This is a genomic window from Streptomyces aurantiacus (assembly GCF_001418335.1).
In the GTDB taxonomy this organism is placed as follows: Bacteria; Actinomycetota; Actinomycetes; order Streptomycetales; family Streptomycetaceae; genus Streptomyces; species Streptomyces aurantiacus.
Genome location: NZ_LIPP01000037.1, coordinates 40,902 through 59,960 on the forward strand (window position 1 = coordinate 40,902; position 19,059 = coordinate 59,960).

General features: G+C 70.1%; 16 protein-coding genes. 1 reads left to right on the forward strand and 15 read right to left on the reverse strand.

Going from position 1 to position 19,059, the window contains the following annotated elements; all coding sequences use genetic code 11:
- Window positions 1–62: 62 nt before the first annotated feature.
- From AOK01_RS06245 to AOK01_RS06260, 4 genes are all read right to left on the reverse strand, one after another.
- Complete coding sequence (locus AOK01_RS06245) at window positions 63–512, reverse strand: imidazolonepropionase-like domain-containing protein (RefSeq protein WP_425424721.1); 450 nt, start codon at window positions 510–512, stop codon at window positions 63–65.
- 25 nt (window positions 513–537) lie between these two features.
- Complete coding sequence (mqnC, locus tag AOK01_RS06250; RefSeq protein WP_055509272.1) at window positions 538–1,737, reverse strand: cyclic dehypoxanthinyl futalosine synthase; 1,200 nt, start codon at window positions 1,735–1,737, stop codon at window positions 538–540.
- 71 nt (window positions 1,738–1,808) lie between these two features.
- A complete protein-coding gene (locus AOK01_RS06255) occupies window positions 1,809–2,591 on the reverse strand; it encodes a prepilin peptidase (protein WP_055509275.1) in 783 nt (260 codons plus the stop codon).
- A complete protein-coding gene (locus tag AOK01_RS06260) occupies window positions 2,588–5,653 on the reverse strand; it encodes a BTAD domain-containing putative transcriptional regulator (RefSeq protein WP_055509278.1) in 3,066 nt (1,021 codons plus the stop codon). The genes AOK01_RS06255 and AOK01_RS06260 overlap by 4 nt, the downstream gene beginning before the upstream one ends.
- Window positions 5,654–5,992: 339 nt before the next feature.
- Here AOK01_RS06260 and AOK01_RS06265 point away from each other — a divergent pair, with 339 nt between their 5' ends.
- Window positions 5,993–6,340, forward strand: coding sequence for a hypothetical protein (locus AOK01_RS06265; RefSeq protein ID WP_055509280.1), 348 nt, complete (start codon window positions 5,993–5,995; stop codon window positions 6,338–6,340).
- A gap of 35 nt (window positions 6,341–6,375) precedes the next feature.
- Here AOK01_RS06265 and AOK01_RS06270 read toward each other — a convergent pair whose 3' ends face one another.
- The 11 genes from AOK01_RS06270 to AOK01_RS06320 form a co-directional block, all read right to left on the reverse strand.
- Window positions 6,376–6,867 (reverse strand): pilus assembly protein TadG-related protein, encoded by a 492-nt coding sequence (locus AOK01_RS06270; RefSeq protein WP_055509282.1) that lies wholly within the window; start codon window positions 6,865–6,867, stop codon window positions 6,376–6,378.
- A gap of 59 nt (window positions 6,868–6,926) precedes the next feature.
- Entirely contained in the window at window positions 6,927–7,355 is a 429-nt protein-coding gene (locus AOK01_RS06275) for a TadE/TadG family type IV pilus assembly protein (protein ID WP_055509284.1), read from the reverse strand.
- Window positions 7,356–7,805, reverse strand: a complete 450-nt coding sequence (locus AOK01_RS06280; protein ID WP_055509286.1) for a TadE family protein — start codon at window positions 7,803–7,805, stop codon at window positions 7,356–7,358.
- A gap of 52 nt (window positions 7,806–7,857) precedes the next feature.
- Entirely contained in the window at window positions 7,858–8,109 is a 252-nt protein-coding gene (locus AOK01_RS06285; protein WP_055509289.1) for a hypothetical protein, read from the reverse strand.
- 134 nt (window positions 8,110–8,243) lie between these two features.
- Window positions 8,244–9,170: a type II secretion system F family protein gene (locus AOK01_RS06290; protein ID WP_055509290.1), complete on the reverse strand. Its 927-nt coding sequence runs from the start codon at window positions 9,168–9,170 to the stop codon at window positions 8,244–8,246.
- Window positions 9,167–10,135 (reverse strand): type II secretion system F family protein, encoded by a 969-nt coding sequence (locus AOK01_RS06295; protein ID WP_055509346.1) that lies wholly within the window; start codon window positions 10,133–10,135, stop codon window positions 9,167–9,169. Before AOK01_RS06295 ends, AOK01_RS06290 begins: the two co-directional genes overlap by 4 nt.
- A gap of 70 nt (window positions 10,136–10,205) precedes the next feature.
- Window positions 10,206–11,516, reverse strand: coding sequence for a TadA family conjugal transfer-associated ATPase (locus AOK01_RS06300; protein WP_055509292.1), 1,311 nt, complete (start codon window positions 11,514–11,516; stop codon window positions 10,206–10,208).
- Between the two features lie 76 nt (window positions 11,517–11,592).
- Window positions 11,593–12,444 carry a hypothetical protein gene (locus AOK01_RS06305; protein WP_055509294.1) on the reverse strand — a complete coding sequence of 284 codons (852 nt, stop codon included), beginning with the start codon at window positions 12,442–12,444 and terminating at the stop codon, window positions 11,593–11,595.
- A gap of 21 nt (window positions 12,445–12,465) precedes the next feature.
- The gene (locus AOK01_RS06310; RefSeq protein ID WP_055509296.1) at window positions 12,466–13,200 is read right to left on the reverse strand and encodes a hypothetical protein; all 735 of its coding nucleotides are present in this window, start codon (window positions 13,198–13,200) and stop codon (window positions 12,466–12,468) included.
- A gap of 483 nt (window positions 13,201–13,683) precedes the next feature.
- Window positions 13,684–14,208 carry a hypothetical protein gene (locus tag AOK01_RS06315; protein ID WP_157871200.1) on the reverse strand — a complete coding sequence of 175 codons (525 nt, stop codon included), beginning with the start codon at window positions 14,206–14,208 and terminating at the stop codon, window positions 13,684–13,686.
- The gene (locus AOK01_RS06320) at window positions 14,192–18,691 is read right to left on the reverse strand and encodes a DUF6531 domain-containing protein (protein WP_055509299.1); all 4,500 of its coding nucleotides are present in this window, start codon (window positions 18,689–18,691) and stop codon (window positions 14,192–14,194) included. The genes AOK01_RS06315 and AOK01_RS06320 overlap by 17 nt, the downstream gene beginning before the upstream one ends.
- Window positions 18,692–19,059: the final 368 nt, after the last annotated feature.

Genomic DNA, 19,059 nt, shown 5'->3' on the forward strand with positions numbered 1-19,059 from the left:
GGGAACTGCGCGGCCAGCCCCCACCGGGCCGCAGCCAAAGGGAACCCGCCCAACCAGCGAAGCTATCTGCGGTGCACCAACCGCCCCCCGCACACCGTAGCCACACACCCACCGCCCGCGGCGAACACCGCCAGGTCGGCCCGCCCCCCGGCGACGATCGTCGCGACGCGCACCCGCGGCAGCACCGCCACGTCGTTGCGCCCGGCGGCAGCCCGAAGCTCGGGTGTGTCGGCGTACTCCGCCAGACAGGCCACCGCACCCAGCTTCAACAGCCCGTGCACACGTTCCCGCGGCGTCGGCGCATCCGGCAGCGGCCCCCCGTGGACGAGCGCCGGCCCGAGCACCCCGCGCCACCGCCGCACCCGGGCCCCCGGAAACTGCTCCACGAGCTCCGCCACGGAACCCGTCGCGGCGACCCGGTCACCCTCCACCACCACAGCCCCGCCCGCGACCACCTCGGGGCCGTCCCAGCTCGGACGCAGCTCGTCCGCCGCGTGGATCGTCAGCGCCACCGGCCGGACCCCCTCCGCTCCAGGCCTAGTTGGAGGCGAGCAGCTTCAGCTCGGGGTGCGCCGTCCCGCCCTCGATCGCGGTCGACGAGATGTGCGACTGCACCCGATCGTCGACGGGGTCGTTCGCCGGGTCGTCGTGGACGACGATGTGCTCGTACGTCGTCGCCCGCTGCGCCGGCACCCGCCCCGCCTTGCGGATCAGGTCGATGATCTCCATACGGTTGGAGCGGTGCTTGGCGCCGGCCGACGAGACGACGTTCTCCTCCAGCATGATCGAGCCGAGGTCGTCCGCGCCGTAGTGCAGCGACAACTGGCCGACCTCCTTGCCGGTGGTGAGCCACGAGCCCTGGATGTGGGCGACGTTGTCCATGAACAGCCGCGCGATGGCGATCATCCGCAGGTACTCGAAGAGCGTGGCCTGCGTACGCCCCTTGAGGTGGTTGTTCTCGGGCTGGTACGTGTACGGGATGAAGGCGCGGAAGCCGCCCGTCCGGTCCTGTACGTCACGGATCATCCGCAGGTGCTCGATGCGCTCGGCGTTGGTCTCGCCGGTGCCCATGAGCATGGTGGACGTGGACTCCACGCCCAGGTTGTGCGCGGTCTCCATGATCTCCAGCCAGCGCTCGCCGCTCTCCTTGAGCGGGGCGATGGCCTTGCGGGGCCGCGCGGGCAGCAGCTCGGCGCCGGCGCCGGCGAAGGAGTCGAGACCGGCGGCGTGGATCCGCCGGATCGCCTCCTCGGCGCTCACCTTGGAGATACGGGCCATGTGCTCGACCTCGCTCGCCCCCAGGCTGTGGATGACGAGCTGCGGGTACGCGGCCTTGATCGCGGCGAAGTGCTCCTCGTAGTACTCGACGCCGAAGTCCGGGTGGTGCCCGCCCTGGAACATGATCTGCGTGCCGCCGAGTTCGACGGTCTCGGCGCACCGGCGCAGGATGTCGTCGAGGTCCCGCGTCCAGCCCTTGGCGGTGTCCTTGGGCGCCGCGTAGAACGCGCAGAACTTGCACGCCGTGACGCAGACGTTCGTGTAGTTGATGTTCCGCTCGATGATGTACGTCGCGATGTGCTCCGTACCGGCGTACCGACGGCGGCGTACGGCGTCGGCGGCGGAGCCCAGCGCGTGCAGCGGGGCGTCGCGGTAGAGGTCGAGCGCCTCTTCCGGGGTGATCCGCCCACCCTCGGCGGCACGGTCGAGGACGGACTGAAGGTCGGCCTTCTCGGTCACCGGGGCGGTCCCTTTCATGGGGGTGTGGACAGACTGATCCAGCGTACGCCAGGCGATGTGATCACCCGACGTCAGGCGGCGTACGCCCCGATGAGCAGGCCCGTGAACGCGCCGGCGATCAGGAACGGGCCGAAGGGGATGGACGTCTTGCGGCCGGCTCGGCGGGCGACGACGAGGCCCATCCCGTACAGGCCGCCGAACAGGAACCCCGCGAAGGTGCCGAGCAGTACGGTCGCCCAGCCGTACCAGCCGAGGACGGCACCGAGGCCGAGGGCGAGTTTCACGTCGCCGAATCCCATGCCGCCCGGGTTGATGAGGAAGAGGACGAAGTAGGCGGCGCCGAGCGCCAGGGCCCCGTACAGCGCGGTCAGCCAGTCGCCGGCGTGCTCGGGTACGGCCGCGGCGCCCGCGAGGAGGAGCAGGGCGGCCCCCGCCAGGGACAGCGTCAGTACGTCCGGCAGGCGCTGCACCGTGAAGTCCACGACCGCGAGAAGTACGCCGAGGGGCGCGAGCAGCAGCCAGACGGCCAGCTCGGGCCGGGTACCGGTCGCCGCGGCGAGGGCCCCGCAGACGAGGGCGGTGGCGAGGGAGACGAGGAGCGTGCCGGGGCCGTACGTACGACGCCGACCGTACGTATCCTCCCCGGCCCCGGGGCGCCCGCACTCCCGGCAGCGAGCCGGTCCCGTCCAGCCGCCGATGAGGTGTCCCTCGGGGCAGCGGTCCCGCCACGGCTCGTCGGGGTCGACCGAGAAACGGTGGGCGGGTCGGGGGACGAACAGACCGGCGACGCCGCCCCACAGGGCGGCGCCGACGATGACCACCTGGTCGAGGTCGATCAGCGGGAGCTCGTTCATCCCGCGGCGGCGACGCCGCTGCGCCAGGTCGGCAGCAGTTCGTCGAGGAGGGCCTCGGTCCGCGGCGGCAGCCCGCGCGCGCCGCTGCGCGCGACCAGGTCAGCCGCGAGGCGCTTCAGCCGGTCGCTGTCGCCGGTCGAGTGCGTGGCCCGCAGCAGCTCGTGCCACAGCCGCTCGTCGCCCGGCGCGGAGCCCAGCGCCGCGTCGAGCGCCTCGATCGCCTTCTCGGCCCGGTTCTTCTCCAGGTGGAACGCGGAGAGGGCGAGGCCGATGTCCGCGACGAGCAGCGGCAGTTGGGCGTCGATGATCTCGTGGGTCAGCCAGCCGTACCGCCCCTCGGGCCGCTCGGCCAGCAGCGGACCCCGTACCAGCACCAGCGCGTCGGTCAGCAGACGGCCGCGCACCGCACGGCTGTTCGCGCCCCGGCCCTGGGTGGCCTCGTGGTACAGCGACCGCAGCACGTCCAGGTCGGACACGACGGACTTGGCGAGCTTGAGCCGCCCGGTCGCGTCGGCGGCGAGCCGCGGTGTGCCGTCCGGGTCGGCGCCGAGCCAGGCGCGCAGCCGCTCGACGAGCGCGTCCCGGACGTCGTCCGTGACCCCGCGCGGCCAGAGCGCGGAGGACAGCACCCGCGGGTGCACCCCTTCGCGGTGCAGAAGCAGCAGCGCCAGCGCCTCGTGCAGCAGCGGACTGCGCTCACCGTCCGGCGTCTCCAGGCCGATGATCTCGTACGGGCCGACGAGCCGCGCGTACACCGCGGGACGCCCCTGCTCACTGATGTCGACGAGGAACGGCGGTGTGGTGGCCGGGCGGTCGTCGTCGCGCTCCGGGTCGGCGTCCGTGAACAGCTCGACGACGGCACGCTGCTGGGACACCGGCAGGAGCTGCGCGTCGAGTTCGAGCCCGAGGAGCGGCGCGAGGAGCTTGCCCTCGCTGGTGATCTCCATCTCCCAGGCGGCCCCGGGCAGGTCGCCCGACTGCGTGCCGACGAGGTACCCGATGCCCAGGCGGCTCGCGTCGGCGGCCAGTTCGGCGAGCTTGACGGCGTCCTCGGCGGACGGCTCGGCGGCCAGCAGCACGAGGTGCGGGGCCCAACGGGTGTGCTGGGCCGGGCCCGTACGCCCGGTGAGAACCGAGTCGTGCCCTGCGGCTCCCAGCGCGCCGCGCCGCTGCCGCGTCTCCGCCTCCATGGTCTCGACGAGCGCCTCGATGTCGTCGAGGTGGCGCAGCCGGTTGGGCGCGAGCGGCGTCAGGTCCTCGCCGAAGCCGACGAGCGTGATCGTCATGCGGTCGGACCAGCCGTTGGTGGCCAGCTCGGCGGCCACGGAGGCGAACACTCCGGCCCGGTCCTGCTCGCGGCCGCTCAGCGAGACGATGCCGGGCACGGACTCCAGGTTGAGCAGCAGCCGCGAGTCGTCCATCGTGCCGAGGCTGACGAGCCCGGGGTACGGGGCAGCCGTGTCCACGTCCTCGTACCGTTCGGCGTCGGCGCGGGCCAGCATCCAGAACGTCTGGTCCTGCCCGAGCTGCCAGGGCGTGGGCGGCTTGCCGGCCGGCTGGGCCAGCTGGAGGTGCAGATCGCCGTTGCCGCTCATCCAGGCCGCGTACACGGTCGGCAGCGCACGGGACTCACCGGCGAGCGCCGCGGCGAGCCCGCGCAACGACCGGTCGAGCAGCCGTACGCCCTCGGGGTCGGCCCCCACCAGCAGCGCGTCCTGCGCGTCGGCGGCGGCTCCGGTGGGCGTGGGCGGCTCCATGCCGCGGCGTCCGCCGACGGCACCGAGCGCGGACTGCCACAGCGCCTGGCGGCGGCGCCGGCCGAGGGCGCCGAGGAGGCCGGCGGCGAGGAGGGGCGCGCCGAGCAGCGCCTGGGGCAGCCCGAAACCGCTGCCTTCGCCGGCGGCGGGGGTGGCCTGCTCCTGGCCCTGCCTCTGTTCCTGACCCTGGCCCTGGCCCTGCTGGCCGGGCTGTCCCGGCCGGCCCTGGTCGTGTCCCCGGTCGGGGGCGGGCCGCTGCTCGGGGAGGCTGATGTGGGCGGTGTCGCGGTCCTGGGCCCCGAAGCCGCCGCCCTGGCCCTGCTGCCCGGCCCCTTGCTGTCCGCCGCCCTGCTGGTGGTCGCCGCCGGTCCTGGAGTAGTCGGAGATCTGCCGCTGGACCTCCGGCGAGACCTTCGGGGCCTCGTCGGGCATCTCGACCAGTTCGCCGCCGCGGGCGTCGCCGGGCATCTCCATGATCCAGCCGGGCCGGATGAGGCTGGCCTCGGAGAGCTTCGAACCGTCGGGCTGCGTACGGTCCTTGTTGAGCTGGTAGATCTCCTTGTACCGGCGCCCGTCGCCGAGGTGGCGCTCGGCGACCTCCCAGAGGGAGTCGTGGTGGCGGCCCTCGGGCGGCTGGATCCGGTAGAACTTCGTGTCGTCCTCGGACGCCCGGGCGCCGCTCCCGCCCTCCGCGTGCGCGGCGGCATCGGCGGCCTGCTCGGCCAGCGCGGCGGCGCTCGCGGCGGCCTGCTCCTGCTGCTGTCCCAGCAGCCCGCCCGGCGTCTGCTGAGCCGCGGCGGCGACGGCCGGCCGCTGGTTCCCCTCCAACTGCTGGCCGAGCTGCGAAAGACCCGGCGCGAAGCTCGCCGCGGCGGCGCCGACCAGCAGCAGCGCGGCGACGAGCTGCCGTGCGAGCAGCTGGCTCGGCCCGGCGCCCGGCACCCGGTTCGGCAGTCCGACACCGGACAGCGCGGCCTTCACCTCGACGAGCACGCAGGCGGTGAACTGGGCCCAGGCCAGCCAGACGACCACGGTCAGCACGTTGATGAACGTGTCGACGGTGATCTCCTGCTGCAGCCACTCCACCTTCGGCGCCCCGGAGGGCAGCGGCCAGCCGATCTGGGTGGCGAGCGCCCCGGGCACGCCGATGAGCAGCACCAGCAGGGCGACGAGGGCGAGGAACGCCTTGGCGAAGTCCCCCACCGAGCGGCGGCGCCGGGGCAGGGGTTGCGGCGTCCGGTTCCTCGGACCCTGCGAGGGCCCCGGCGAGCTTCCCGGCGAGTTGGAAGTGGTACGTCGCGCCATGGCGGGTGTCCTGATGTTGTGTGTGGAGGGGGGTCAGGAGAGCGGAGGGAGGGGCAGGAGTGCGGGGGGTGTGCTGAGCCTACTTAGATCTTATTGAGGGTGTCGAAGGGCAGGGAGGGCGGAAAACTTTCCCCGCGACTGGTTCGTCAGCATCTGCCCCCTAAGCCCGCTTTGAACGACCGGAGATCGACCGGCGATCGGCTGGCGATCGGCTGGCCGATCGACCGGTTGGCCGACCGGGCCCGGACGTAGACTTCCGCCACAGAAGCCACGGACCACGAAGCCACCGGACCAGGAAGCCATGGGCCAGGACACGGACCATCAGGAGGGGGACCTGACATGGGCGGCAAACCGGACCTCGCGCTCCCGTTGAGCGAGCTGGAGGACTACGGCACCCGGCTGCGTGACATCAAGTCGCGGATGAACCACACCAAGAAGCTCTTCCAGTCCTACGAGGACGACATCGGCGACGGCGGCGTCTACGACAAGCTGGAGGACTTCGAGTCCAACTGGGAGGACGGCCGCGAGGACATCAACCAGGCTCTCGACGCCCTGGCCCAGATGTCGGACGCGATCGTCCGCGAGTTCAAGAAGCTGGACGACGACCTGGCGAAGCAGGTCTCCGAGGGCGTGAAGTCCGACGGCAAGGGCGGCGGTAAGGACGGCGGCAAGGGTGACGGCAAGTAGCAGCGGGGGGGGCAGGGCCCGTCGCCGCGGCTGTCTCAGCCGACCTCGTTCTCCGCCACGGCCCGGCCCCGCACCGTCACGTCGCCGCCGTAGAACATGCCCGTGAAGACCGGCGAGTAGGTGAGCTGGACCTCCACCTCGACCTGGTCGGCGTCCGCGGCGACGCAGTTCGTGGCGGCCGTGTCCGCGGCGGTCATGCCCATTTCCCGGGCGAAGGCCTTCACACGGGCGCCGCAGTTCTCGAAGAGGATCGGCGCACCGCCACCCTCGTTCTGGTACAGCTCTTCGAGGTCGACGTCCTGAGCGGCGTAACGGGCGGCCTGTTCCGCGATGTCGGCGGCGCGTTCGCGCTTGGAGATGGACAGGCCGCCGTCGATGACGAAGGCGGAGAGGGACAGGAACACGAGCGCGAAGATGATCACTGCGCCGGCGCCCGACCCGCGGTCGTCGAGAGGCACGCTGCGCACGCGGCGCGCAACCGGCCAGCCGCGCACGATGTCCGCCGTACGCCGTACGAAACCCGCCATCACGCCTCCACTCACGCCTCCCTTCACGGTGCCCCTCTCTCCTCCCCTCACGGTCCCCGTCACGCCTTCCTCTTGAAGGGATCCAGCGGCGAGGTGAACGACGCGGTCAGCCGGGTCGGTACGTCCAGACCGAGCATGGCCAGGCCCCGCACCTCGCAGCTGACCTCCACGGTGAAGAGGTCGGCGTCCTCGAAGCCGGCACTGGTCTGGTTCACCGACACCGGCCCTGAGCAGACGTCCGACAGGTCGGCGTCCGCCGCCTTCTGCGCCTCCGCCATCGCGGAGCCCGCGTCCCGCTGGAGCGACCCGGAGCGCGCCGCGTCCCGGGCGGCGCCGTCGAGCGCCCCTCGTCCGTCCACCAGTTGCCCGAAGGCCACCAGCACGAGGATGAAGAGGATCATCACCGGCGCGAGGATCACCACCTCGACGGTGGACAGCCCCCGGTCGCCGGCCGCGTTTGCAAGGGAGCGCCTTACGAGTGAGCGCATCTAGTTCTCGCCCTCCTCGACGAACCGCTCCACCGGCCCCACCGACTGCGCGTGCACGGTCAGGTCCAGCCCCGGGAACACCGAAGGCACCTTCGCCGTGATCTCCACCCCGACCGTGTTCGGAGCCGGCTGGACCGTCTTCACATCCGGTCCGAGCACCAACTGCGGTCCCAGTTGCGCGATGTAGCTCTCCACCACGTCCCGCGCATCGCCTCGCCAGGCGCCCGGCGACTCGTCGGCCGTGGCGCGGGCCTTGCGGGCGCCGGCCTGGGCCGCCGCCTGGGCCACGTGGTCGGCGAAGAAATACAGCGCGAACTGCACCGTAGCGAAGATCATGAAGAAGAGGACGGGCGTGAGCAGCACGAACTCGATCGCGGTCATGCCGGAGTCACCGCGGGCGGAGGCGGCCTCCACCCGGCGGCGTACCCAACGTCGTACGCTCACCAGCAACCCCGTATGCGTAAGAGAAAAGTCGGCGACGGAACGGGCGAATCGGCACGAATCAGCAGGTGCTGCCCGCGTCCGCGCCCTTGATGCAGTCGCCGACCTTGTTGGCGCCGTCGCTGAGCGCGGCGTTGATGATCGCGGCGACCACGCCGACGATCGCCACGACGACCGCCGAGATGATGACCCACTCCACCGCGGACGCACCGCGGTCGAGTTCGCCGGAGCGGGCGCGCTGTACCCGGCCCTGGAGGAAGGTGATCAGGAAGTCCACCCCCGGGATCCCGGTGCTGTAGTTACGTCCGTTCATGGTGAGTTGTCCTCTCAAGGCAGTTCGTAGCGGTTCGGAACAGTTCAGAACAGTTCAGAAGGGTTCGGAGAAGCAGTTGTCGGAAGCCGGAGCCGGAATTCGGAGTCGGAGCCGGGGTCGGTTTTGAAGGGGCCTCAAACCTGGAACACGCGCATCGCCGCCGGGAAGATCAGGAAGACCAGGAAGCCGGCACAGAGCAGCAGCTGCGCCACGAGCATCGACTGCGACTTCTCGCCCGCGCTGCCCTCGATCTCGGCGAGTTCGCGGTGCCGCATCGTCTCGGCGCGCGAGGCGAGCGACTCGCGCACCTTCGCGCCGTCGTCCGCGACGAGCGCCAGCGAGGCCGACAGGTCCTTCAGCTCCTCGACCCCGATCTCCTCCCCCAGCGAACCGAGGGCCTGCCACTGGCTGATGCCGGTGATCCGGGCGTCCGCGAGCGCGTTACGGATGCGCTGCGTGGCCCAGCCGTCGGAGACCTCGGCGGCCGCCATCAGGGCCTCGGGGAGACCGCGGCCGCCCGCCAGGCTCATCGACACCAGGTCGAGGTACGCGCCGATCACGCGCCGCAGGTCGCGCCGCTTCTCGGCCGCGTCCCGGCGCACCTCCAGATCCGGCAGGAAGAAGAAGACGACCGCGAAGAGCAGGGCCAGCCAGACCGGGATGGCGGGGCTGCGCCCGAAGCCGAGCGTCCAGACCACGGCGAACATGAGCGGCCCGAAGAACAGTCCCGCGGCCCCCAGCAGCACCTTCGTCGCGAGGAAGTTCTCCCAGCTCCGGTCGAGCACCGCCAGGTCGGCCCGCAGCGAGCGCTGTTCCCAGCCCTGCTGCAGATAGAGCTCGGCGACGCGCCGGCCCACCCGGGCCCGTACGCTGTCGAGCCGCCCGGCGTCGGAGGTGCGGTGCGCGGACTCGTACGCCGCTCCCCGTGCCCTCATCGCGTCGATGCGCGCGACCTGGGCGACGGCGCTGCGCTTGGCCGGCATCAGGGCGCGGACCAACGCGTAGATACCCAGGCCCAGGACGGCGCCGACCAGGACCGGCAGGGTCAGGGTCGAGTTCATCGGCGTACCCCCTCTTCAGGCAGCGACTGCGACGGGGACGAAGGTGATGGGGACGGGGACTGGGACGGTGTGCGCGGGCGGACGAACTGGACCGACGACTCGTCCCGTACCAGGAAGCGCTCCGGCGTCTCGATGGTCGACAGCTTGCGCAGCCACCAGAAGCCGAGCGCGAACAGGCCGCAGACGCAGGCGAGTACGAGCTGTCCGACGGCCGTTCCGTACGGCTCGACGAACTCCCGGTTGAAGATGGACAGGCCGAGCACGAAGGCGATCGACACGGCCACGACGATCTGCACCGAGCGGCGCGTCGAGGCGCGCTGGGCCATGACGCGCTGGCGCATGTCGACCTCTTCGCGCGCCGACTTGGCGAGCGCGCCCAGGACCTGGCGCAGACCCGGGCCGCGCAGGCGGGCGTTGAGGATCAGCGCGGCCACGATGATGTCGGCGGACGCGTCGTTGATCTCGTCGGCGAGCTGCTGGAGTGCTTCCGGCAGCGGAGTACGGGAGCGCAGGCGGTCGACGAGGGCGTCGAGGTGTGGGCGCAGGACGGGTGCCGAGGCGCGGGCGGAGGCGGGGATGGCCTGTTCCAGGCCGACCGCGCCCGCGATGGTGTCGCGCAGCGACTCGGTCCAGGAGGCGAGGGCCTCCACGCGGCGCATGGCGGACTTCTCCTCGGAGGCGCCGCCGAAGAGCTTGTCCCAGAAGAAGACGAGGATGGCGGTCGCGGCACCGGCGACGGCCCACCGGGTGAGCAGCAGGACGACGATGCCGGCGCCGGCGGCGATGGAACCGCGGCGCCCTGCGAACCGTACGAGCTCGGCGGCCCGTTCGCTCGCCTTGTGCTTCTCGTGCTCGGGTTTGACGGGCAGTCCGCGGACCGCGACGGCGAACAGGGCGAGTCCGCCGCCGACGGCGATGCCGCACGCGAGCGCGTACAGGACGGTCGTGGAGAACAGCCCGCCCATGGAACCGAGCGAGTCGAGCGCTGCCAGGTTCATGGTCGGTTCGCTCACGGATGGTGCACGCATGATCGGTTCACCCCCAGTTCCCGCCGGGCAGGCGATAGCCGTACTGGATCAGGTCTTCGAGGCAGGCGAGGGGGGCGTGCGGCAGGACCCGGCCGTCCGGTGTCTCGGCGAACACCTCGCTGGACAGGACGCGCCCGTCGACGCCGTTGACCTCCCGGATGGAGGTGACCACGCGCTGGAGCCGGCCGCCGGACTCGAAGTTGTTGCGCCGCTGGACGAAGACGACGAAGTTCACGGCGCCCGCGACGAGCATCTGGCTGGCCTCGATGGGCAGGCGTTCGGTGGCCTGGAGCGCGTACGTGGAAATACGGTTGAAGACCTCGTGGGAGCTGTTGGCGTGGATCGTGGAGAGCGAGCCGTCGTTGCCCTGCGACATCGCGTTCAGCATGGTCACGATCTCGTCGCCGAGGACCTCACCGACGATGACGCGGGAGGGGTTCATACGCAGCGAGCGCCGGACCAGTTCCGCCATCGAGATCATGCCCTGGCCCTCGGAGTTGGGCAGCCGCTCCTCGAACGCCACGACGTTCGGGTGCAGGTCGGTGAAGGTGTCGAGGCCGAGTTCCAGGGCGCGTTCGACGGTGATGAGGCGCTCGTGCGGCGGGATCTCATTCGCGAGGGCGCGCAGGAGCGTCGTCTTGCCTGCGTTGGTCGCGCCCGCGATCATGATGTTCTTGCGGGCCCGGACCGCGCAGGCGAGGAAGTGTCCCACCTCGGGGGTGAGCGTTCCGTTGCCCACGAGATCCGACATGAAGACCTTGCCCATGCGCGCGCGGCGGATGGACAGGGCGGGCCTGCGGGTCACGTCCATGACGGCGGAGAGGCGCGAGCCGTCCGGCAGCCGCAGGTCGAGCTGCGGGTTGGCGGAGTCGAAGGGGCGGGAGGACAGGCCCGAGTACGCGCCGAGGATCTGGATCAGCTCGATGAGCTCCTCGTCGGTCTCGGCGACGGGATCGCCCCTGACCTCCTGGCCGTTCGCGTAGCCGACGAAGACCTGGTCGTACCCGTTGATGTCGATGTTCTCGACCTCGGGGTTGTCGAGGAGCGGCTGCAGCCGGCCGACGCCGAAGAGCGCGGCGTGCACGGCGGCCGCGTACTGCTCCTCGGTCTCGGCGTCCAGGGGCGTACGGCCGGAGTTGATCTCCGTCCGGGCGTGGTCCTCCAGGATCTGGGCTATGACTGCGCGGGCGTACTGCCGCTCGTCCTCGTTGGACATCGGCGTGACGCCGGAGACCTGGTCGAGGCGGCGCTGCTCGGAGATACGGTCACCGGCGTCCTGCCGGAACCGCTTGACCAGCTGGTGATCGACGGCGGTCATCGCCGGCCTCCCGCTGTCCCGCGCCGGTACGCGTCGGCGGTCCCGGTCCCGCTCTCACTCCCGTACGTCCCCGCTGTCATCGGCGGGCTCCGGCGGAGGGCGAGCCGTTGGGGCCGCCGGCCGGCACGGACCAGGCCGCGCCGAACTGCTGGTAGAGGTCCGAGGTCACCTTGCGGGCCGAGCGGATGAGCAGCGACTTGTCGAGCCGTCCACGCTTGCGGCCGGCCAACTGGTCGGCGCCCGTGGGGTCCTCGGCGACCGTGCCGACGACGCGGGCGCCGGTCTGCGCGGCCACCAGCATGTCGTTGACCTGGTGGACGATCTTGGCGGAGTCGCCCGGGTCGGCTATGAGGACGACGCCGATGAGAGGGGTGCCGAGCGCGGAGGCGCCACGCGGTCCGCCGTGCAGTTTGCCGGTGAGCGCGGCGGCCCGGTCGCGTACGCGGGCGATGGCCTCCGGCTCGGTGCGCGACACGAGCAGGACGAGCGCGGCCTGCGAGAACATCTCGACGGCCGGGGTGTCCCCGCTGATCCGTCCGCAGTCCGCTATGACGTCGGCGGGTGCGTGCTCGGAGTCGGCGAGCTGCGCGAAGGCACGGCCGAGGATGGGCCACAGACCCGCGAGCCCGGCCGCCTGCTCGGCGTTCCCGAGCCCGACGAGCACTTCGAGACCGCCGCTCAACGGCTGTACGTGGTCCCAGAGTTGATCCGGTACGAGGCCACGGCGGGCCGTGGCGGCGATGGAGAGCATGCCGGTGTTGGGGTTCAGCGGTCCGCCGTGCGCGGCGGCGCTGCGGTACACGAGGTCGCCGCCGGCCGGGTCGGTCTCGGCGAGCAGCACGCGACGCGGCCAGACCGCGGCGAGGGCGACGGCCGTCGTGGTGACGCCGGGGGAGCCTTTGTCCGCGGCGAGGGCGATGAGGGCCATGGTGTGTGTGACTCTCCGCCGCTAGTTGCCGGGGACCTTGACGAGGGCGACCTGGTTCGCCGCGGCGGCGCGGGCCAGCGCGGCGGCATCGCTCTCGTCGACGGTCACGGTGTACCGCTTGTTGGTGCTGCTGATGGTGGAGTCGCTGTTGACCGACGGCACCTTGCTGACGCGGGCGTTCTCGACGATCGGCGTGTCGGCGCCGCCCGCGGAGCCGGTGGAACCGGAGCTCGTCTCGTCGTCGGAGTTGGAGTTGGAGGAGCCGGTGTTGCCGACCTGGTAGGCGGCGACCAGGTCGCCCACGTCCAGGCCTTCCGGGTACTGCCCCTCCTTGAGGGAGAGACCGACGACGGCCTTGCCGTCCGGGACGCCGCTCTCGGCGGCGAACATCTCACCGATGACGAGGGTGCCCTTGTAGATGGTGGACTTGGCCTTGAGCTTCTGCAGGGCCTTGAGCTGAGCCCACTTGACGTAGTTGACCCCGGCGTCGTCGGCGACCAGGACCGAGCCCACGTTGTCCCCGACGGACTCACCGGCCTTGATGTCGCCGGTCACCTGGACGACCTCGACACGGTCGCCGGCGCGCAGCACCAGCATGGTCGCCCCGAGTGCGCCCACGAGGATCAGCAGCACCGCGAGCGCGGCCAGCGCCGGTTTGCGCTCGCGAGGCGGCGAGGGAAGTCGCTCCCCCATCGTCGGCTGAACCGGCGCGGAGGAACGGTTGTTGCCCGCCCCCGTACGCTCTTGGATCTTCACGCAACCGCTCCCCGTACACCCAAGAAGATTTCGTCATTGCAGGACACACGCGCGCCAGCCCTCAGGCCCAGGGCCCAGGACTCTCATCCAGGACACTTGGCACACTTGCCCCGCACCGGACGTACCGCCCGACCTGGTCGAATAGCCACGGCCGGAACACGTGTCAAGCCACCGCACCGTATCAGCAGCGCATAAGCCCCTCAAGGCACGCCCACGCCTGCGAACCCCACACTGCCCGACGTTATCCACGCGCAATGCGGGGCGTTCGGTTCCCGGTGGGGAAAGGGGCTGCGTACGAGGCTACGGCTGTGCACCAGCGAATCATCTGCCTCTACCGCGGCGGGCGTTGGTCACGCTGCGTCCACCGACCCTGCACGACACGCTCACGGGAGGCGGGAAAGTGAAGGTGCCTCGTCAGAAACCCCACGGGTCGGGGTGCGGGCTGAGAGACCGGTCTTCGGACCGGACGAGCCGGGACAGCCCTTAGATCCCGGCTTCCAGTTCGCGTTCCAGAAGCGACAGGAATCCGGCCAGATCCGAGGCGACGACCTCGGGTGGGATCGGTCCTGACGTGTAGACGTCCCCCTCGACCCGCGAAGGGGGCAGCCGGTACACGGTCGACCCGTCGGTGGCGCTCAGAGCGAACAGTGACCCTCCACCGTCGGATCCGAAGACGACTACGGAGTCCTCCCGCGAGCCGGCGATCCGCGTCGGAAGGTCCCCCCGCAACCCGGCCACGGTCCGGCCTTCCGGATGTACGAAGAACCCCGAGTCCACGTCCGGAAGGCTGACCTGCTCCACATGCCGGTACAACGTGATCAGATCATCGGGTACGCCCTCTACGCCCTCTACGCCTGAGACCTCCGCGGAGCCCGAACTCGCGGTACGCGCCACGTAGTTCTCGTCCGGCGGATACCCGAACTTGGACGTGAACTGCTCCATGAAGGTGGAGCTCAGCGCGTCCATGCGCCCGGCCCACTCACCGATCCACTCACCAGTAATAGTCACGGAATCCCTCGTCGATCGTCCGGGCGAAACTCTCGATCTCGGTCCTCGTCGCGTTCGGGTTCGCGGCTCGGAAGTCTGCCCAGTGGTTGGTTATGTCCTGATGGTGATTGGTTGTGCGTCCTCCCGACCTGCTGCCGAGAATTCCTCGCATGTTCGACGGATGGTCGAAATCGAAGTCGGCGAAATCGGGATGTCCACGATACTCCTGCGGTATCGCGTGATGAGCGTCCCAGTCGGCAGGCAGTCGCTGTCTGCCGTCGCGGTGGAGTGACGCCTGGAACCGGCCGCGGTAATTGTCCAGCCGAATGGTCGGGAAATCCGGGTCCATCCCTTCTGGGACACAATCGTCCGGAGCGAGGCCCAGCGGATCGGATGTCTGCTGAGGGGCGGCCACGTACCCGTGCTGGTTCGGCGCCGCTTCGAGGCCGAGCGGGTCAGGCGATAGGTAACGGCCCGTCTCGGGGTCGTAGTGCCGGTGGTAGTTGTAGTGGTGGCCCGTCTCGGCGTCGGCGTACTGGCCGGGAAAGCGCAGAGGGCAGTCGACCGCGCCGGACTCCGCCGGTGCCGGGCCGCCCCGGAGGCCCGCTCCCCACACCGTGGCGAGCCGGCGCCAGGCGATGTCGCCGTCCTCGTCGACGAGTTCCATGGGTGTGCCGACCAGGTCCGCGACGATGGCGTAGAAGCGGGCGTCGGTGTCGCCGTCCCCGACCGTCTGGGCGACCGGCCGATGACTCCCCGGGGTGTAGTCCCAGGTCTGGACCCGCCCCGCGTCGTCGACCTGTTCGGCGACCCGCGTGCCGTCCCAACTGAACAGGATCTCCTGGAGGGTTTTGCCGTTCTCGGCCACGTGTCGTTTGGCGATTCTGCGACCGACGGGATCGTAGAGATAGCTCCACCGCTGTCCTTCCGGCGTCACCGTGCCGATGAGCCGGTCTTCCGCGTTCCAGGTGTATGTCCACGTCCGGCGCCGGCCGTTGAGCAGGCGGCGGGTCTTCCGCACCAGTCGGCCCTGGGCGTCGTGCTCGTAGATCGTGCGGCCCGCGCGCCGGATCAGGGTGCCCGTGAACTCCCGGGCCCCGTCCGTCGCGCCGTCGGCCGGTGTGTCCGCGTGGGTGACGTTCCCTGTGCCGTCATAGGCGTACCGCTCGGTCCAGTCCTGGGCGACGACTGCGGTCACGCGGCCGTCGGGCTCGGAGTCGAAGCGGCGGGTTCCGGCCAGCCGGTCGGTGATCCCGGCGAGGCGCCCGTCCACCTCGTAGGTGAAGACTCGTTCCTGAAGGAGCTCGGCCACACTGTCCGGGTGTGCCTCGACGGTCTGGCTGATGAGCCGGTCGACCGAGTCCCATGTCTGGGTGAGGGCGAACGTGTCACCGAGGCGCCTGTCGGTCTCGCGGCCGAGGACGTCGTGGCCGAAGGACAGTGTCCGCCCGGCCGTCTCCAGGGAGACGGGCAGGTCGGCGTCGTCGTAGGACCAGGTGGAGACGTGTCCGGTAGGTGTGGTCCGGGACACACGCCGACCGATCGCGTCGTACAGGTACCTCGTGCTGCGGCCGTTCACCCGCTCCGTGACGACGCGGCCCAACGCATCCCGTTCGATGCGGAGTTCACAGTCCGTGCCGGCCGAGTGGGTCACCGAGTGGATCAGTCGGCCGACGGCGTCGTACGCGTAGGCAGTCGGGCCGTCGGCGGTCTCCAGCAATGTGGTCCGCCCCATGGCGTCGCGGGTGAACCGGACCGTCTCGCTGCTCGCGTTGGTTCGCGAAGCCAGTTTTCCCGTGGCGTCGTGGGAGTACTCGACCGGCCGGCCGTTGAAGTCGGCCTCGGACACCAGTCGCCCGCCCGCGTCATAGGCGTAGGTCCAGGAGAGCCCCTGCGGATCGGTGACGCGGGTGAGCCGCCGCTCCGTGTCGTACGTAAAGGCGTAGGTTTTGCCGTCGAGACCGGTGCGTACGCTCGGCAGGTCGAAGGAGCCGGTCGCGAAGCGTGTGGCGCGCCCGGCGGCATCGGTGTGGTCCACGAGGTTTCCCTCGCCGTCCCACGTCCATCGCTCGCGACGCCCGTCGTGTGTCGTGCGCCAGAGCAGTCTGCCCTCGGCGGACCAACCCATGTGGATCGCACGGCCCAGGACGTCCTCGACCGTCTTGGGCCGCCCGAACGCGTCCCGCCGAATACGGGCGGAGTTGCCGAGCGGATCGGCGGCGGAGACCACCAGCCCCGCCGCATCGGACCCGAAACGGCGGGTACGGCCCAAGGGGTCGACGACCTCGGACGGTCGCCCCTGCTCGTCGTAGGTGTACGTGGTCGAGGCACCGGCAGGGTCGGTGGTGGCGATCCGGTTGCCCCGCGCGTCGTAGTCGTGCCGCCACACGGCGCCGTCGGCGTCGACGACCACAGTGGGTTGGTGCCACTCGTTGTACTCAGCCGTTTCGATCGTGCCGTCGGGGTGGTGGATGGCGAGGGGATCACCGGCGTCGTCGTAGGCGAAGCGCGTGACGTTCCCCAGCGGATCGGTGCTGGAGAGAAGCCGGTTGTGCCGGTCCCACTCGCTGAGTGTGGTGGCGCCGAGCTGGTTGGTGACGGCCGTGCGTTGGAGGAGTTCGTTGTACGAGTGTGTGGTCGTATGCCCGAGGGAGTTGGTGTAACGCGTTTCCCGGCGCTCGGTGTCGTACTCGATGGTGCAGTTGAGGATGCCGTCGATGCCCTCGCCGCGGACGCAGCGGTCCTGGTCGTCGTACGTGAAGCGGTACCAGGAGTTGTTGCGGTCGGTCCAGGAGGTGACGCGTGCGTGGTCGTCGTAGGTCAGCTGGAGTGGCAGCCCGGAGGAGTTGCGGATCTCGGTGAGGTCACCGTCGTGGTATCCGTAGCGCAGCAGGGTGCTGCCGTCCGGGCCGTCCTCGGGGTTGCGCAGCCGCAGCCGGGAGACACGACCGTCTTCGATGTCGATGTCGACGTGGTAACCACCTGAGTGCCGGACGGCCACGGGTGATCCGTCGTCGGCCCGGTCGAACTCGATGCGATGACCGTTGCGATCCGACAGCGCGGCCAGCGGCAGGGTGAACGCCTCGTCCATGGCCGAGGGCGTCCCAGCAGGGGCGAACTCCCGGACGTGACCCGTCCACGGATCGGTGATGCGGATGGGGGCGCCGGGGTCTCCGTCCCAGTCCAGCGGCCAGCGCGGCCCTTCGACCGGTAGCACCGAAGTACCTGGCGACGGTACGGGATAAACCAGGATCATGCCGTCTTCGGTCGCGAACAGAGCGCCTTCGGCATCGAGTTCCAGACGCTCGTCGAGCGTGGAGGCCCAGGACGGTCCGAACCAGCGGCCCCACCGATAGGTCGACAGGTGCGTACGCCGGAGAACCAGTGGGAGGAGACCGGGCAGCACCACATCGGTCTGCTCCATGAGCATTTCGCCGGAGACCATGTCGATCGGGTCGCCGCCTTTGCAACGCCCCTTCGCAGGCTTGCTCTTCGCGAGTGCGTCGTCCCCACCACGACGCAGCCCCTTCGCAAGGCCTTTGGCCATGCCTTTGAGGCCCAGCTTGCCAAGGCCCTTGAGGCCTTTGGCGAGACCGCCGAGGGTGGTCAGCCCCTTCATGCCGGGTATGCAGTCAAGGGCGGCGAAAGCCACATCCCACAGGGACGCCTGGCCCTTCATATATTTGTTGAGGGTGTCGGCGAGAACGACGAGCGCGGCGATCAGCACGATGGCGCCGAGGATCGGCCCCCCGATGATCAACGCGATGATGCCGAGGACGGCGACGACGACCTTGCAGACGGCGACGATGGTGTCCCAGTTGTCGACGAACCAGTCCCCGACCTCCTCGTACCACTTACGGTTCTGAATCCCCGCGTCGGAGGCTTCGTCGAGCTTGCGCTTCGCCTCGCCGGCGGCCTCCTCACGCATGGTGCGCGCGTCGCCGGCCATCTTCTTCGCCGCGTCGAGGGCGTTCTGCGCGGACGTCACATCCGACTGAGCGGACGTATGGGCGTCCTTGGCACTCTGCGCATCCCGGGTCGCCGCACGGACCTTCGCCTCGTCCGGCTTCTCGACATCCTTGCCACCGGTCGGATCGTCCTTGTACTTGTCCGACTCCTTGTTGGCCCGGCTCACCCACGAATCGGCCGACGACAACCGCGACTTGGCGGACGACAGATCCGCCTGCGCCTCACGCCCCTTCGCCAGCGCCTTGTCGGCCAGCGCCTGAGCACGCTCCAGCTTCGGCCAGTACGCGGCCAGCGCATCCCCGGCCAGGTCGTACGACTTCTTCAGCTTCTTGAGATCCTTCGGAACCCCGGAGAACTCGTCCCGGAACACCTCAGCGGTCTTGCCCACCATCGTCAGGACGGCATCCTCCTCCGCCATCCCCTTCACCAGACGCAGGGCATCCTGCACGTCATCGGCAAAGTCATGCAGGCTCTTGGCGAGGGACTTCACCCGGACCGGATCCCCCGGCGTCGGATCCTTCTCCAGATCCAGCACATGCCAGTCCGTCGGCCGAAAACCCGCCACCACGCAACCCCCGTCACGCCAACCTCGTCACCCACACGTACGCACAAGTGAAGTTACTGGTTACGGACGTTCGATGGAAAGGTCACAAGAGCAACGAAGGTGGCGAGGACAGGTCGACGTCACTTCAGGTCCCAGCCGGCCAGTACGGCTACGGATGCGGTGGCCGCCGTGATCTCGTCAGGTACGGGGTGCGCCTCATGCGCGGGTGGGTTCGGGGGGATCTGCCTACGCGTATGGGTTCGGCGAAGATTCTGGATGGGGACTCGGAAAATCTTCGGGGAAGAACTCGATGCGTAGGGCTGCGGCGCGTGAGGCGATATCGAGGTTTTCGTTCTCTG

Coding starts and splice junctions, on each gene's coding strand:
- AOK01_RS06255 (WP_055509275.1), bottom strand. CDS start 2,591: ATGAACGAGCTCCCGCTGATCGACCTCGACCAGGTGGTCATCGTCGGC.
- AOK01_RS06260 (WP_055509278.1), bottom strand. CDS start 5,653: ATGGCGCGACGTACCACTTCCAACTCGCCGGGAAGCTCGCCGGGGCCC.
- AOK01_RS06265 (WP_055509280.1), top strand. CDS start 5,993: ATGGGCGGCAAACCGGACCTCGCGCTCCCGTTGAGCGAGCTGGAGGAC.
- AOK01_RS06270 (WP_055509282.1), bottom strand. CDS start 6,867: ATGGCGGGTTTCGTACGGCGTACGGCGGACATCGTGCGCGGCTGGCCG.
- AOK01_RS06275 (WP_055509284.1), bottom strand. CDS start 7,355: ATGCGCTCACTCGTAAGGCGCTCCCTTGCAAACGCGGCCGGCGACCGG.
- AOK01_RS06285 (WP_055509289.1), bottom strand. CDS start 8,109: ATGAACGGACGTAACTACAGCACCGGGATCCCGGGGGTGGACTTCCTG.
- AOK01_RS06290 (WP_055509290.1), bottom strand. CDS start 9,170: ATGAACTCGACCCTGACCCTGCCGGTCCTGGTCGGCGCCGTCCTGGGC.
- AOK01_RS06295 (WP_055509346.1), bottom strand. CDS start 10,135: ATGGGCGGGCTGTTCTCCACGACCGTCCTGTACGCGCTCGCGTGCGGC.
- AOK01_RS06300 (WP_055509292.1), bottom strand. CDS start 11,516: ATGACCGCCGTCGATCACCAGCTGGTCAAGCGGTTCCGGCAGGACGCC.
- AOK01_RS06305 (WP_055509294.1), bottom strand. CDS start 12,444: ATGGCCCTCATCGCCCTCGCCGCGGACAAAGGCTCCCCCGGCGTCACC.